Genomic DNA, 14507 nt, shown 5'->3' with positions numbered 1-14507 from the left:
TCTTTCTCTCCCTCGCCATGGANAACCTCCTAAACCTATAGGAAAAGTAGATTGAAATTATCTAACCCAGCATTCCATAGCAATATATCGTGCTATACGAATATTATTACTGATACTATACTCGTTATGTTACCAACTCTTAGTAATGGCGCTATAATGTCTACATCAATTGGAACTAGAATCTTCACAAGACTGTTTGGCAAAAAAGTCGGTCAAGATGATTATGGGAATGAGTATTACCGATGTAGCTGTGGGTCAAAAATGAAAGAAAGGCGATGGGTCATTTATCCGGATGAGGCAGATGGTTCGGCCGTACCCCCAAACTGGCAGGGGTGGCTAACGCACACCCTGAAGCTACCTCCGACACAAGACCCCCCCGTCATCCGGGACTGGATGATAGGACACCAGCCTAACCTAAGTGGAACCCCTAAAGCATACCATCCATCCGGTGCAACCCCGACGGGAGAGAATGACGTATCTCGGGGCAACTACGAACCATGGGAGCCGAACTAGTTGGANTGCCTCACGCTTGGCCGACCTCCCAAATAGACAGCAACAACAATCAATATTATCCCCGAAACCTGTACAGGCCCAAGACGCTCATTGAGCAAAAACATTGCCATTAGAACTGCTATTATTGGCTCTAGGTTAGCGACAATGGCAGCTCTTACCGGTCCAATCATTGGCAAAGCAAGGTAATACGCGATTACCGCTAAAGAAAAACCTAACATGGATACCACAAAACCACTCCAACCGACCCAATTGACTGGAAAGGCTACGCCACCCCGAAAGAAAACAAAAAACCAACTAGCCAGACAAGCTACCACCATGGACCAAAGAATTAGCCCGATACTATTTTCTATGTCTGCCACCCGAGCAAAAAGTACAGAGGTCAAAGCCACCCCACATCCCCCACCTAGAGCTAACGCAATACCCNACATATTAGGTCGAGATAAGTTTAGACTGATTACTAAAACAACACCGGTGAAGCCAATAAATAGTGCGCTAACTCGCCCCACCGAAAGTGAATCACTACCAAATAACCACGAAAATAGCGCGACCTGTAGGGGAAATGTATAAAACAATGCCGCTGCCAAGCTCACATCTATCTCGCGAACTGCTGACAAGTAAGCTGTCGCATTCCAAGCTAGCAATAAACCCATCACCAACGGAATATGAAGTAACTTGGGCCCAACCCAGAGAGAACTTTTTCGGATACTAGCAATAACAAACATTGCCAGAACGCATATAGTAAAACGGGCGGCTACCAATGATAGTGGTTCGGAACCGCCGTAATAAGCAAGCTTAGCGAATGACGGGGAAACACCAAACCCAACGGCGGCCAAAGCCACAAGGCAAAGCCCGAGCCTTTCCTTCCTGAGCGGAATAAGCTTTAGAACGCTAACCATGCTAAAAACCACCCGTTAATTTAGCCGATATAAGTTAGGAAAGGAGGAAATNACCTCTAGAATACACTATGTTACCAATGTGGCATAATGTTAAGCAACTCCCGTTCCTGGCTCCAAAAGGTTGCCACGCGGGAGTTCCAGCGCTATATGGATATGGGAAAGATGCAAGGTGATAAGGAGGTACCCGTGATCCTAGCTGAAAAACAAATATGCATCCAAGATGCCATACAGTTTGCTCGACGGACTAGCCAAAAGGTACACCATCTAAAGGGCCGGGAATAGGAAACCCTAGAAATGGAATCTCCAACCAAAAAAGACAATTTACTTCCAACTTGGCTAGACACAAAAGGCTCCCCGGTAGGATGTTCAGAAAAAATTAAAGTCCTAAACGAAAATATAATTGAAATAAAAGAAATTTGTGAAGAAGCTCTGGAAGATGCCGTCTTGATGGGATGCGATGAAAAGCAAATCAGAGAAGTACTTTCTGAAATCATTACTAGTTTGCCAAAGCCATTCTCAAATCGCACGTGAATATCAGACTGTGCGGATAAGCCCATATGCTCTAACCCTTCTTCTAATGCTGTCCTACGCAGCCAATGCCAATGAGAACACACTACTCCTCGAGGGCCTCAATAAAACCACTGGCCGTGTATTGCAGTTAGAAGCTGGCATGGGAGCCACGATAGTCTGGGGTCCTCTTCAAATCCGCCCTTCTCGCTGCATTAAGGCACCCCCGGAACAACTTCCAGAAAACGCAGCATTTTTAGAAGTTTGGGATACTTCACATCCCTCCAAGACAGGACTTTTGTTTAGGGGATGGATGTTCTCTTCATCGCCCAGCTTATCAAGCATAGAACATCCTGTTTACGATATCATCGTGCTCGATTGTTACGTAAGCTCAGAACCCCAATTTCAACCAGAGGTAGAAATTGAATCCTTGCCTCCAGTGGAAGGCATGAAATGAAAGTCAGCCGTTTTAAGGAGAGCGTCATCTAAAAATTCGAGGTACTCTGCTCGACTAACTTCTATAGCTCCAAGCCGGCTCAAGTGTGCTGTCACAAATTGGACGTCTAATAACGTATAGCCACCCGTTATTAGCCGCTGAACGAGGTGAGCCAACGCCACTTTACTGGCATTACTCTCTCGGCTAAACATGCTTTCCGCGAAAAATGCTGCACCAATTGAGACGCCATAGAGACCGCCTACCAAATAATTATTTTTCCAGCACTCTACCGAATGTGCATATCCCTCAGTGTGTACGTCAGTATACCACTTGATTATCTCTGCGTTTATCCAACTCTCTGGTCGATTGGGGGTAATTTCCGCGCACATCTCTATCACTCGGTTAAAATTTGTATCAATGGTAATAGCATATGAATTGTCACGCAAAGCCCGGCGAAGCGAACGGACCGGAGCCCCTTGGGTAAGTGGAATAATTCCACGAAAGTCTGGATTGACCCAATAAATCTCAGGGCTTTCACGAGCTTCCCCCATCGGAAACAAACCAGAACGATAGGCACTTAACAGTGCACTGACTCTAGTTTTTCGGGCGTGATCATTGGGAAGCACTTTTTAAGTGCTCTCCATCAATCGCTCTAACCAATGTATATCATAGCTACCATCGTGAAATTGGCTTTGCCGAAGTAGATTTTGATGTAAAGGGATCGTGGTCTCTATTCCCTCAATTACGTATTCTTTCAGGCTCCCAGAAAGGCGTTTAATACACTCTTTTCTGGTGGCCCCATGCACTATTAACTTTCCCACCATGCTGTCATAAAATGGAGGTACGCAATAGCCGGAATATAATGCCGAATCCACTCTGACCCCACCACCACCGGGAGGATGGTACTCGGTCACGGTGCCCGGGGTAGGAATAAAGGTATCCGGAGACTCAGCATTAATACGACATTCAATTGCGTGGCCTCTAAAGAGGACATCCTCTTGCCTATAGGAGAGCTCCGACCCCGCTGCCACCCTAATTTGTTCGCACACCAAATCCACTCCTGTAACCATTTCAGTCACTGGATGCTCGACCTGTATGCGTGTGTTCATTTCAATAAAGTAAAACTCACNATTCTCGAACAAATACTCCAAGGTGCCAGCCCCGAGNTAACCCAGCTGTGTGACAGCGCTTATAGACCGACTAAACAAAACGTCTCTCTCGGCCGCACTTAGAATTGGCGACGGAGCCTCTTCCAGAACTTTTTGATGCCTACGTTGAATAGAACAATCTCGCTCCCCAAAATGAACGACATTCCCAAAACTATCAGCCATAATTTGTAACTCGATATGTCTGGGGTTCGACAAATACTTCTCAATATATACTTCATCATTCCCAAAATTTTCCATGGCTTCTCGGCGCGCTAAGGCCAGTTCCGTCCCCAACTGCTCCGGCATATGGGCCACCTTCATTCCCTTGCCACCTCCTCCAGCAACCGCCTTGATTAAAACTGGATAACCAATGGCGCCAGCGGCCTCAACTGCATCATCTAAGGTCCGGACTATTCCGGGGCTTCCGGGGACTAATGGGATGCCCAAATCTCCTAACACCCTCCGAGCTGTAGCCTTGTCGCCCATCATTTCAATATGCTCTGCTTTTGGGCCTATCAAAGTCAAACCATGTGCTTCCAAAATACGCGCAAACTCTGCGTTTTCTGATAAAAATCCGTACCCTGGATGCACTGCGTCTGCTCCAGTTATCTCTGCCGCCGCTATGATGGCCGGTACATTTAAGTAACTCTCTTTCGCCGAAGCAGGACCAATACAGACAGACTCATCGGCTAGTCGTACATGCATCGCATCCGCATCCGCCGTAGAATGGGCTGCAACGGAAGCAATCCCTAAATCACGACAAGCACGATGAATTCGAAGTGCAATCTCTCCACGATTCGCTATTAATACTTTGCTAAACATTTCTTCTATTCGACTAACGCCAGTATCTCGTCATATTCCACCGGGTTGCCATTCTCAATCAAAATTTCTTTAACTACACCATCCAAAGATGCTGTAACTGGATTCATGGTCTTCATCGCTTCTATAATAAACAAAGTGTCTCCCTTATGAACCTTGCCCCCAACAGAAACAAATGGCGCCGCTTCAGGCTCTGGGGCCGTGTAGACTGTCCCCACCATGGGCGCTCTAACAGGGGTCCCGCCGCTAACTGCAACTTCCTCGGTCATCCCAACTTCTGGCCCCCTCCTTGAGGAAAACTCACTATCCGCCACAGCCTGTTGTCCCACCAATGAAGTTGAAACAGCGGCCGCAGCACGGGAAACGCGCAGCCTTTCCCTACCAGTGCCCACCTCTATTTCCGTTAAACCAGTTTCATCAAGCAATTGCGCTAGGTGACGAATAAGAGCATCATCAATATGAATTTTTGCCACGATTGCCTTCCATCCTATTATTAAGACGAATTTAAGATACTGTGAATAGCTCTCAAGCCCAAAACATAACTATAGGTCCCAAGGCCACACACCATACCTTTTGCAAACACAGATACATAGGAATTTTCGCGAAAGTCCTCCCGCTGGTGAATATTGGTCATATGAACCTCCACCGTAGGAACTTCCGCACTACCCAATGCGTCGAGCAACGCGACAGATGAGTGCGTTAGTGCACCGGCATTCAAAATTATACCATCCATAGCGCCTCGGGCTCCCTGAATCCAAGAAACNAATTCCCCCTCAGCATTGCTTTGCCGAAAGTCAATTGATAGCCCCAGAGATCGTCCCTCGCTCTCACAGATACGCTCTAGATCTTTGAGAGAACTGCGCCCGTAGACTTCCGGTTGTCGTACCCCCAGCATATTCAGATTAGGGCCATTTATTAAAAGTATTTGTAACTGCTTTCGCATCTATAGGGCTTTACCTCTTAGCTCGACAAATTTAACCTGCCATATATAATCTTATTGGTCCACGGATTTCCCAAAAGAAAATTTTAAGCTGCAACATTTGGCCAATTCATTACTATGTGATTCTGTTCTGACATCTATTCACATCCATATGTGTATGTGAATAGATGCCTGGTGAATACCCGGACGACACAATTAATTTAAATTTAACTATAATGATATGCAGATAATACTAAACGGCACCAAGAAAGACTTTCAAAATCAAATATCTGTCGCGGTTCTAATCAAGGAGCTAGGGTTGGATGAACGAAAAATAGCTGTGGAACGAAACCGGGAGATAGTGCCAAAAACTGAGTTTAATTCTTTGAACCTCTGCGAGGGGGACCAAATTGAGATAGTTCATTTTATAGGCGGCGGGATGGGCACTGTTGAGTTAAAGGAGCGTCATTTTGACTGATAATAAAGATACCTGGTCTGTGGCCAACCAATCATTTGGATCACGACTTATCGTGGGAACTGGCAAATACCATGATTTAGAGCAAACCGCTGCAGCAATAGCTGCGTCAGGGGCGGAAATGGTTACTGTGGCCGTTCGGCGGGTCAATGTGACTGACCCTAATGCACCCATGCTTATGGATTACGTAGACCCAAAAAAATACGTTTACTTACCGAATACAGCGGGCTGTTTTAATGCTGACGATGCCCTTCGAACCCTTCGCCTCGCTCGCGAAGCGGGAGGTTGGACCTTAGTAAAACTAGAAGTCCTTGGCGATGAGAAAACGTTGTATCCAAATATGGAAGAAACGTTTAAGGCTGCAGAAATTCTTGTTAATGATGGGTTTGAAGTAATGGTTTACTGCAATGACGACCCTATCGGAGCCAAGAAATTAGAAGAAATAGGTTGCTCCGCTATTATGCCCGCCGCCGCACCCATTGGATCTGGACTAGGGATACAAAATCCAGTTAATATTCGGTTGATAATTGAAGCTAGTAACGTACCTATAATAGTAGATGCCGGCGTAGGAACAGCATCTGATGCAACGAAAGCTATGGAACTCGGATGTGACGGAGTATTGATGAATACCGCAATAGCAGCTGCCAAAGACCCCTTGAAGATGGCAGCCGCCATGCGAAGCGCCGTGGAAGCGGGCCGGCTAGCCTACCTTGCTGGCCGAATGGGAAAGAAGCTCTATGCAGACCCCTCATCACCACTGAGTGGGCTTATATAATTTTTAGTTTTGAAAAATTTTCAGTTTCGTAACTGCAGAGAATTCGGAGAAAGCAGGCGCGAGCGCAAAGCAAAAAGGGCACATGAAAGGACAGGGTCGTTTTCCTTTGAGGACTCAGGACAAATATCGCTGAGAGCAACAGTACCCCGAGACATAAGTTCGTTATCCGGCTGTAAAAAGTTTGCTGAGTCGGCCTCGCGANAGGAGGCGCTCTCAGCTTCCTCCACTACATGGGGCTCCACACCGTGCGCTTGGATAGATCGGCCCGAGGGCAAATAGTATCTTGCTGTTGTAAGGCGGAGAGCCCCGCGTAGACCAGAGAGAGGAATAATACTTTGCACTGAGCCCTTACCGAACGATCGCCGCCCAAATATCAGNGCCCGACCACGATCCTTGAGAGCCCCGGAAACTATTTCCGAGGCGGAGGCAGTAGCGTTATTGATAAGAACAGCCAACGGCAGCCCCATACTTATATCCTCTTTATCAGCCTGAAACTTACGAATCTGCTCATCCCTTCTCCCTGCTGTAGAAACAATTTCACCAGACACCAAAAAAAAGTTGCTTACCCGCAAGGCTTGCTGCAACAAGCCTCCCGGATTATTTCTTAGGTCTATCACCAACCCGTCCAGTTCTTCTACCTGACCAACAGCAAGCTCCCTCAGGGCCTCTCGCAAAGATTCGCCCGTACTCTCATTAAAAGTGGAGATCCGAATGTATCCAATATTGCCCTCCATCCGGGATTCAATACTCTCGACCTTAACTTTCTCGCGCANAATCTTGACTTGGAAAGTATCCGATATTTCATGACGGGCCACATTAAGGGTAACGATCGTCCCAGGCAAACCACGGATCCGATCAACAATCTCTATTAGGCTCGCCCCATTGACCGAAACACCATCAATATTTGTTATTACATCTCCTGGCTTAATCCCAGAACGAGATGCCGGAGTTCCGGGAATAACTNCTACACACTTTACATAGCCAGCCTCCATAGTCATTTCTATACCAATGCCACTAAATTCGCCGAGGGTTCGGGATTTGATACGATCAAAATCCCTCGAAGTGAGATAATCCGAATGCGGGTCTAGTTTCCTGAGCATATGTTTTAGGGCCTTATTCACACGCTCTGAGACATTGTTATACGGATGTTCAGAAGTTGGCTTCAGGTCAATACCCTCTAAGAAGCTATCTATAAGATGTCCTGCCGACAATGAAATTATATAATTTCGCCTAGCAACCTGAAATACCTCAGCAAACAAGTTAAGTTTTTCTGCGATTAAATCTCCATCCTTCGAATGGTCAGAAAAAGATGCGAGAAAAGACCGAACCTCCAATAGCCGGGGGAAATTCTGCTCAAGTCCATCAAAATCTAAGTTCCCACCATTGTCACCTAATCGTTTATTAGAGTGGGGAGTAACACATGAACATAACAACAAAATGGCAGCGCACAACATTACGCAACCTCTGACTATAGCAGTTCTATCAGAAACTTTTCGCTTCCTCCTCCAAGTTATCAAATTTATCTCTGCCCCCAGACACAGGTCTCAACACATCCTTTCCAGATGCGCGCGACAATACTCTGCGGGGACGAGTGTCCCAATTTCAAAAATATGACCCTTAAAAACGTGAAAACTAATCGTTGATCCGAATTTCCCTTATTAACTCTCGCAACGCCTTCGCATCCACTGCTCCGGGAATAATTTGATCCCTTATTACAAAGGTTGGTGTACCATTTATATTAAGTGATCGCGCCAATTCCCTATTGGACTCTAGTTGAGAAATTATACTCTCAGCTTCCATATCTTTCTTGAGTTTCGCGACATCTAATCCAACCTGAGCGGCAACCTCCAACACCGCCTGTTCAGAGATTTGCCCACGGATTTCCATAAGACTACTGTGAAATTCAAAATAACGCCCCTGGACCCCGGCTGCGAGCGCTGCTCTAGCAGCATATTCTGAACCTTCGCTCAAAATTGGAAACTCCTTTAGTACCAGACGGACTCCTGGATCCTCCTCAAGCAACTCGCGAATGGTAGTCAAAGCAATTTTACAATAACCACAATTGTAGTCAAAAAATTCAACCAAGGTGATATCGCCGTCTGGATTTCCCGCAACAGGAGTTTCGGGATCACGTTCTAAATCAACCATTCGAGCCTTTAGTTCACTAACTCCCCGCTCAATTCTCTCTGTCTCCTGGCGTTCCCTGTAATTTTGCACAGACTCCAAAATAACTTCAGGATGAGAAATTAAATATTCCTCAATTAGCTGCTCTATTTCACTTCGTTGAGAACTCGATAAACTCTCCTCTGCACTAGCAATGACGGCACTNCCGAAGCAAAAAACCCCTACACAAAGCCACATAGTCAACTGTCTTCTATCCACCTAACACCTCCACAGTCCAGACCTTAAAAACTCAGCTCATCTTCACAACCCTACCTCAGCACCCCTTGAATAACATCCAAAACTTAATGGCAGAAATGACTACCTTGCTATAATCCGACGGGCGAGTTGCTCGACATCATTAGATCGAAGCCACCGAGGAGAATTAGGNTCAAACCCTCGCATGGCACGAGCCGCATATAACAACGCATCCTCTGGACGACCTTCCAAGATTGCCTGCTCCGCCGATGCCAAAGAGGAGTCAGGGATCCTCCCAACCCGCCCATATCCTATCGATAAAAGCCACCACCCTACGTTATTGGTAGGCTCATCAATAATTACCTTTTCCAGGGACCTTATGGCTTTGAGCACAAGCTCCTGGTCACCTAATTCGATTTCTAACCGCGCCAGAGCGCACATCAACAAACTGTCGTCTGGCAAGAGCTCATTCGCCATCTCGTAACTTGGCCAGGCCTGACGCAATTGGCCACTCTCAAAAAGAATCTGGCCTCGCAACTCATGAAAATATGGATTCTTAGGCTCCTCTACTAATAGTTTCTCCAGTTCATGTAATGCCCGCTCAATATCTGAATCCTTATAATAGGCAATGGTTCGAGCATAACGAGCTGCAACTGATTTATCTTCAGGAGGATATAGGCGAAGTGTTTTGTCTATAGGTCGGAGAAACCCTACCAACTTAGCCCGGATCCGAGCGTGTTGGTTCAGCAAACGCCCAGAAGTCTGNTTATTAGAAATCTCGGACGCTGCAATGTGATTCTTAACGAAGCTGATTCTTCCGCGTGTGAGCGGATGCGTCCTCAAATATGGATCCTGCCGTTCGGGGCTTAGCAAATCTTGGTCTTCAAATTTCTGCAGAAACTTCAGAAGACCTTTAGCCGATATCTGGTTTGCTTCCAATAATCTTAAAGCCGCCTGATCAGCTGCCGTTTCTTGGGTCCGGCTAAAAGCAAGAAAATGTCGGAGCCCAGCCGCTCCACCTCCAGATATCAGGGCTCCAACTGCCTCTCCAGAACTTCTTGACCCCGCAACAGCCCCTACTGCCGCGGCCCCAATGCCGAGCACAGTGTGTAGCAATGCAATCGTTTGAGCCTGCCGAGACGCCTCCTCGGACCGCGCCAAATGGCCACCCGAAATATGCCCTATCTCATGTGCAACAACGCCTATGACCTGAAGCGGGTCCTCGGTCGCCATAAGCAGACCGGAGTTCAGAAAGATGTTTTGGCCTCCCGCAACGAAGGCATTTAATCTCGCATCATTGACTAGACGAATGCGTACAGCGTCGGGGTCCAGGCCAGCAGACTCCAACAGCGGGTCCGCCCAAACCCGAAGGATTGTCTCAATCTCCGAATCTCGTAACACTGATAAGGACTGCGCCGAAAGCTCCTTTGTGAAGCCATTTGAAAATACTGAAACCAAGCCGAATACGATAATGGGGATCTGCAGCTTCACTTCTTCACCTCCGTTCGGCAGCCATNCTCTAGTGGTAAGACCCATAATCTAGCAAACCTTAGCAGTACTTATAAACCTTGGAATTAGACCTTCACCCAGTTACATTGCTGCATCATAGTGTGCTTTAGTCCCACCCAATTCGTTGAAACTCTTTTTTGTGTTGGTGGGTTCGAACAGCACAACCTTCAACAAAGAACCACTGAACCAGTTACAGTATGAACAATCAAACTCTGAAGATAGCGACCAGGAGCAATATCTCTCCATTTTTTGCAATGGAAGTCATGAGAGATGCTAATGAACGCCAAGCTGCCGGGGAAGATATTCTCCATCTAGAAGTAGGAGAACCATGTTTCGNGGCCCCAAAGGAAGTCATCGCTAGCGCACAACACCTTTTAGAACAGGGGCCTTTGGGTTACACGGAGGCGTTAGGCTTGTCTGCCTTCAGGCATCGCATCTCCGCGCACTACAAATCCGCCTATGGAGTTGAAATATCTGCTAACCGCGTAGTGGCAACCTTTGGAGCGTCTGGGGCCTTCCTATTGGCATTTCTCGCAGCGTTTGATGTTGGGGACAGAGTAGCCATAATTGAACCAGGTTACCCTGCGTATCGAAATATACTGCAAGCTCTTGGCATTGAGGTTGTCCCTATAAGGCCTGGTCCCAGCACTAAATTAGATAAAGTTATAGNACTTCTGCAGNAAAATTATCCACTTCAAGGTCTCATTGTAGCCAGCCCTGCAAACCCAACAGGCACCATGCTGACAGTTGACGAATTATCCACATTAATCTCTTGGAGCAAAACTCACCAAGTGCGTCTGATTTCCGACGAAATCTACCATGGCATTAATTACGACAGAGCACCAACCACTGCTGCTGAATTTGACGAAAATGTTATAGTTATCAACAGTTTTTCAAAATATTATGCAATGACGGGGTGGCGCATAGGCTGGATGGTGGCCCCCCATAANCTCATTCCAGCAATAGAGAAAATAACGCAAAATTTCTTTGTCTCCCCGTCTGTCCTGTCACAGGAAGCTGCTATTGTAGCGCTTGGCTGCCGTCATGAATTAGATGCATATGTGCAGGCATATGGAAGAAACCGAGCTGCACTTATGAAAACTCTGCCAGACCTCGGATTTATCAACCTCCACCCCGCACATGGGGCGTTCTATCTATATGCGGATGCATCAAATCTCACAAACGATACAACAAATTTATGTAGGCAAATGCTTGAAGAAATAGGTGTAGCCACCACTCCCGGCATCGATTTTGATCCACGGGATGGNCATAAACACATACGGATCTCGTTTGCGGGCGAGGAACAAACCATAAACGAGGCATGCGCCCGTCTCACAAAATGGAGAGGTTAAAGGAGCAAATTGTAGGAAAAATTGATTATAGGTCTTGCGACCACTAGGAGCCTGTTACTCTTTGCCACCAACCTTTCCGCCGCTTGGCATTTGATACCCCCTCCGGATCGTGTCCACTTTCCTCCGCCTGATCCGATGAAAGGTCCTCATGGGCCTCTCCTTTCGTGTTCTTTCTTAATTCAGACCTGGGAGACTTTGTGACTGAGCGAGTGCGCGACTTCCGATCTCTAACACGTTTGGTCGAACGAGCAGAAGGCACTTCTGCCAGAACTTCCGTCTCACCTGCGCCCGATCCAGCCTCCCGGCCCTGTCCCTTCTTTGACCTTGAAGACCCCCTACTTACCTCTTCTCCAACCTCAGAAGAAGGTCTTCGGAGACTTGCAGGGGTTGAGCGACGGCTTGCCCCTCGCTTTCTTTCAGTACCTGAGGAGCTCGTATCCTCTTTCGTGGAGCTTGACCGCCTTCGACCTGTGCGCCGCTTTTTGCCCGAAGGAGGCTTAGAGCCCAAGTCGATCGCATCAGTGGATTGCGCCTTGGAAACCATCTCTGCGGCCTCTTCTTGCAAGATCTTCGAGGATACGACAAGAGGGCCTTCGCTTTCCTCTGTCTTTGACAGGGGACCCGCGGGAGGAGCCTGGGTCGCCTGCTCCGATACCCCACTAACACTGACTTCCCCTACAGACTGTGTTTCAGCACCAGAAGCGGCCGCCGGAGACCTCTCACCGGAGTTCCGCCTTCGACCTCCACGCCTTCCTCTTCGTCGTGGACGGCCCCGTCCTGCACCGACCCTTTCATTTTCTTCGGATGCTTCCTCACTAATAGTGGCCGCCGAACTCATATCCGAACTTCCCTGTGGAGCCTTAACAGTAGTCTGTTTTCCTTTTGGCCTCCCCTTCTTAGAATTATTAGGCCTTCCCCTCGGTTCAGGCTTACTTTCTGGCTCCGGGATAGGGGAGCTTTGCAAGGCTCTGTCACCCACTTCTGATCCAATAGGCGCAATAACAACGCCAGCGGGATCCTCCACATTTTGCTCTGTCACGAAAACTCGCATTTCATATTCCGCCTCTAACTCAGACAGGCTCTGCCGCTTGCCATTTAGAAGATACATGGCTGCATTCCTGGGCATAGTGACTTCAACAGAGCCCTTATTTCCCTTTAAGCCCTCCTCCTCTAGTTCGCGCAATGCCTGCATTACAAGAGACTCGGTAGAACGATTGCGGCCACTTCCCCCGCAACGAAAACACGTCACAGAGTTGACCTCCAATAAGCTAGGGCGAAGCCTCTGCCTCGAGAACTCCAATAAGCCAAACACACTTATCCTGCCCATCTGAACCCTAGCCCTATCAGTCGAAAACGCCTCCCTTAATTTCCGTTCAACAGCCCTATTGTTCCGAGCCTCTGCCATATCTATAAAATCCACGACTACTAAACCGGCCAGATCGCGGAGCTTCATTTGTCGCGCAATGGCCTCCGACGCCTCCATATTGGTTTTAAGGGCGGTCTCTTCAATACTACGCTCTTTGGTAGCGCTCCCAGAGTTGACGTCGACTGCAACTAAGGCCTCTGTCGGATTAATCACCAGATAACCACCGGATGGGAGCCCCACCACAGGATCATGCATATGCTCCAGCTGTTCTTCAATCTTGTGCTGCCTAAATAGGCTCTTTTTGTCCCTGTAAGGCTGCACCAACTTAGCCCTGCTGGGCATCATCGTCCGCATAAAGGCTTTTGCTATTCTATACCCCTCATCACCTTGGACCAGAATACCTTCAAACTCGGGTCTGTATAGATCACGTATTGACCGCTTTATTAAGTTTGCTTCTTCGTAAATCAGGTAAGGCGCTACGGACCTTAGGGTCGACTCGCGAATGATTTCCCATAGCCTAAGCAAATAATCTAAGTCACGCTTTATCTCCGCTCTGTTTCTCTCTTGACCCGCAGTTCGGATTATTACAGCCATCCCTTTTGGCACTTTCAACTCATTAACTATCGATCGCAGGCGCCGCCGGTCCTCACCGGAATCAATTTTCCTACTCACCCCGCCGCCTTTGAGAGTATTAGGCATCAAAACACAATATCTCCCTGGCAAGGAAATATAAGTGGTCACGGCAGCTCCCTTTGTCCCGCGTTCTTCCTTAGTTACCTGTATCAATAAAACTTGGCGACGTTTAATAACCTCCTGAATTCGGTATGATCTCCGTCCCCTCTCACTCCTTTTCGCCGTATCCTGACGATCGCCTGGTTCATCAACAACATCAGGTTCATCTGCGTCGTTTGAGGCAGGGTCGCTTGCCGCTGCCCCTATTTCCGACGAACCGAGGTCAGAAACAGCAGATTTTCGATCGTCGATCGGTATCTGATAATAATCTGGATGAATTTCACTAAAAGCAAGAAAGCCTTGCCGGTTGCCTCCATAATCCACAAAGGCTGCCTGCAGGGAAGGTTCCACTCGGGAAACTCTAGCTAGATATACATTACCCTTATTCTGAGTTTTGATAGACGTTTCAAAATCAAACTCCTCTAGCCGTTCACCATCCACAACCGCCACCCGGGTCTCCTCGGGGTGACTTGCATCAATAAGCATTTTTGTCGCCATTGGCGTACAATCCTTTCAGTACGCGCGCGCATATCCAACATGGCCATTGCGCGCAGCGTTATCAATAAACATAGTATTTGGGTACAGCGCCAACGTGCGAAAAAACCAAAGGGCTTACATAGCCCCTGTAACGTGAAAGCCGCACGGGCAGCAGTTACCCTCTTAAAAAATTGAAATCGATAGTCAACCAGTTTCTTGGACCTT

The 14507-nt window shown here is 47.6% G+C and carries 16 protein-coding genes; 7 read left to right on the top strand and 9 right to left on the bottom strand.

The genetic code is table 11. The features are described 5' to 3' along the window. Positions 1 to 126 precede the first annotated feature (126 nt). Complete coding sequence (locus CMM32_05695) at positions 127 to 513, top strand: NADH:ubiquinone oxidoreductase subunit NDUFA12 (GenBank protein ID MBT06394.1); 387 nt, start codon at positions 127 to 129, stop codon at positions 511 to 513. Here the strand turns inward: CMM32_05695 and CMM32_05690 are convergent. Continuing rightward, complete coding sequence (locus CMM32_05690) at positions 510 to 1409, bottom strand: hypothetical protein (protein MBT06393.1); 900 nt, start codon at positions 1407 to 1409, stop codon at positions 510 to 512. The genes CMM32_05695 and CMM32_05690 overlap by 4 nt on opposite strands. 87 nt (positions 1410 to 1496) lie before the next feature. Here CMM32_05690 and CMM32_05685 point away from each other — a divergent pair, with 87 nt between their 5' ends. From CMM32_05685 to CMM32_05675, 3 genes are read left to right on the top strand one after another with little or no spacing between them, the layout of a single operon-like run. Next, complete coding sequence (locus CMM32_05685) at positions 1497 to 1691, top strand: hypothetical protein (protein ID MBT06392.1); 195 nt, start codon at positions 1497 to 1499, stop codon at positions 1689 to 1691. Positions 1692 to 1703: 12 nt separating this feature from the next. Further along, complete coding sequence (locus CMM32_05680; GenBank protein MBT06391.1) at positions 1704 to 1940, top strand: hypothetical protein; 237 nt, start codon at positions 1704 to 1706, stop codon at positions 1938 to 1940. Next, positions 1867 to 2373 (top strand): hypothetical protein, encoded by a 507-nt coding sequence (locus tag CMM32_05675; protein MBT06390.1) that lies wholly within the window; start codon positions 1867 to 1869, stop codon positions 2371 to 2373. Before CMM32_05680 ends, CMM32_05675 begins: the two co-directional genes overlap by 74 nt. Here the strand turns inward: CMM32_05675 and CMM32_05670 are convergent. From CMM32_05670 to aroQ, 4 genes are all read right to left on the bottom strand, one after another. Next, on the bottom strand, positions 2322 to 2978 hold the full coding sequence (locus CMM32_05670; GenBank protein ID MBT06389.1) for a leucyl/phenylalanyl-tRNA--protein transferase: 657 nt from the start codon (positions 2976 to 2978) through the stop codon (positions 2322 to 2324). The two genes, CMM32_05675 and CMM32_05670, sit on opposite strands and share 52 nt — an antisense overlap. A 3-nt stretch (positions 2979 to 2981) precedes the next feature. Next, complete coding sequence (accC, locus tag CMM32_05665; protein ID MBT06388.1) at positions 2982 to 4322, bottom strand: acetyl-CoA carboxylase biotin carboxylase subunit; 1341 nt, start codon at positions 4320 to 4322, stop codon at positions 2982 to 2984. A gap of 5 nt (positions 4323 to 4327) precedes the next feature. Next, entirely contained in the window at positions 4328 to 4777 is a 450-nt protein-coding gene (gene accB / locus CMM32_05660) for an acetyl-CoA carboxylase, biotin carboxyl carrier protein (protein MBT06387.1), read from the bottom strand. Positions 4778 to 4812: 35 nt separating this feature from the next. Then, positions 4813 to 5262, bottom strand: a complete 450-nt coding sequence (gene aroQ / locus CMM32_05655; GenBank protein MBT06386.1) for a type II 3-dehydroquinate dehydratase — start codon at positions 5260 to 5262, stop codon at positions 4813 to 4815. A 217-nt stretch (positions 5263 to 5479) separates the two neighbouring features. On the opposite strand from aroQ, the gene thiS reads away from it, so the two are divergent. Beyond that, complete coding sequence (thiS, locus tag CMM32_05650; protein MBT06385.1) at positions 5480 to 5716, top strand: thiamine biosynthesis protein ThiS; 237 nt, start codon at positions 5480 to 5482, stop codon at positions 5714 to 5716. After that, positions 5706 to 6488: a thiazole synthase gene (locus CMM32_05645; GenBank protein ID MBT06384.1), complete on the top strand. Its 783-nt coding sequence runs from the start codon at positions 5706 to 5708 to the stop codon at positions 6486 to 6488. Before thiS ends, CMM32_05645 begins: the two co-directional genes overlap by 11 nt. A gap of 20 nt (positions 6489 to 6508) precedes the next feature. Here the strand turns inward: CMM32_05645 and CMM32_05640 are convergent, their stop codons facing one another. The 3 genes from CMM32_05640 to CMM32_05630 all read right to left on the bottom strand — a co-directional run bounded on the left by CMM32_05640 (position 6509) and on the right by CMM32_05630 (position 10382). Further along, positions 6509 to 7942: a peptidase S41 gene (locus CMM32_05640; protein ID MBT06383.1), complete on the bottom strand. Its 1434-nt coding sequence runs from the start codon at positions 7940 to 7942 to the stop codon at positions 6509 to 6511. 178 nt (positions 7943 to 8120) lie between these two features. After that, a complete protein-coding gene (locus CMM32_05635; protein ID MBT06382.1) occupies positions 8121 to 8849 on the bottom strand; it encodes a hypothetical protein in 729 nt (242 codons plus the stop codon). Positions 8850 to 8969: 120 nt separating this feature from the next. Then, positions 8970 to 10382 (bottom strand): peptidase, encoded by a 1413-nt coding sequence (locus tag CMM32_05630; GenBank protein MBT06381.1) that lies wholly within the window; start codon positions 10380 to 10382, stop codon positions 8970 to 8972. 170 nt (positions 10383 to 10552) lie between these two features. Between CMM32_05630 and CMM32_05625 the strand changes: the two genes are divergently transcribed. Further along, entirely contained in the window at positions 10553 to 11707 is a 1155-nt protein-coding gene (locus CMM32_05625; protein ID MBT06380.1) for a 1-aminocyclopropane-1-carboxylate deaminase, read from the top strand. 43 nt (positions 11708 to 11750) lie between these two features. Here CMM32_05625 and CMM32_05620 read toward each other — a convergent pair whose 3' ends face one another. Further along, positions 11751 to 14303 (bottom strand): ribonuclease E/G, encoded by a 2553-nt coding sequence (locus CMM32_05620; protein ID MBT06379.1) that lies wholly within the window; start codon positions 14301 to 14303, stop codon positions 11751 to 11753. Between the last annotated feature and the right edge of the window lie 204 nt (positions 14304 to 14507).

Source organism: Rhodospirillaceae bacterium (assembly GCA_002728255.1).
Classification (GTDB): domain Bacteria; phylum Pseudomonadota; class Alphaproteobacteria; order UBA7887; family UBA7887.
Note: the sequence above shows the minus strand (reverse complement) of the source record. Positions and strands in the feature narration are given on the sequence as shown.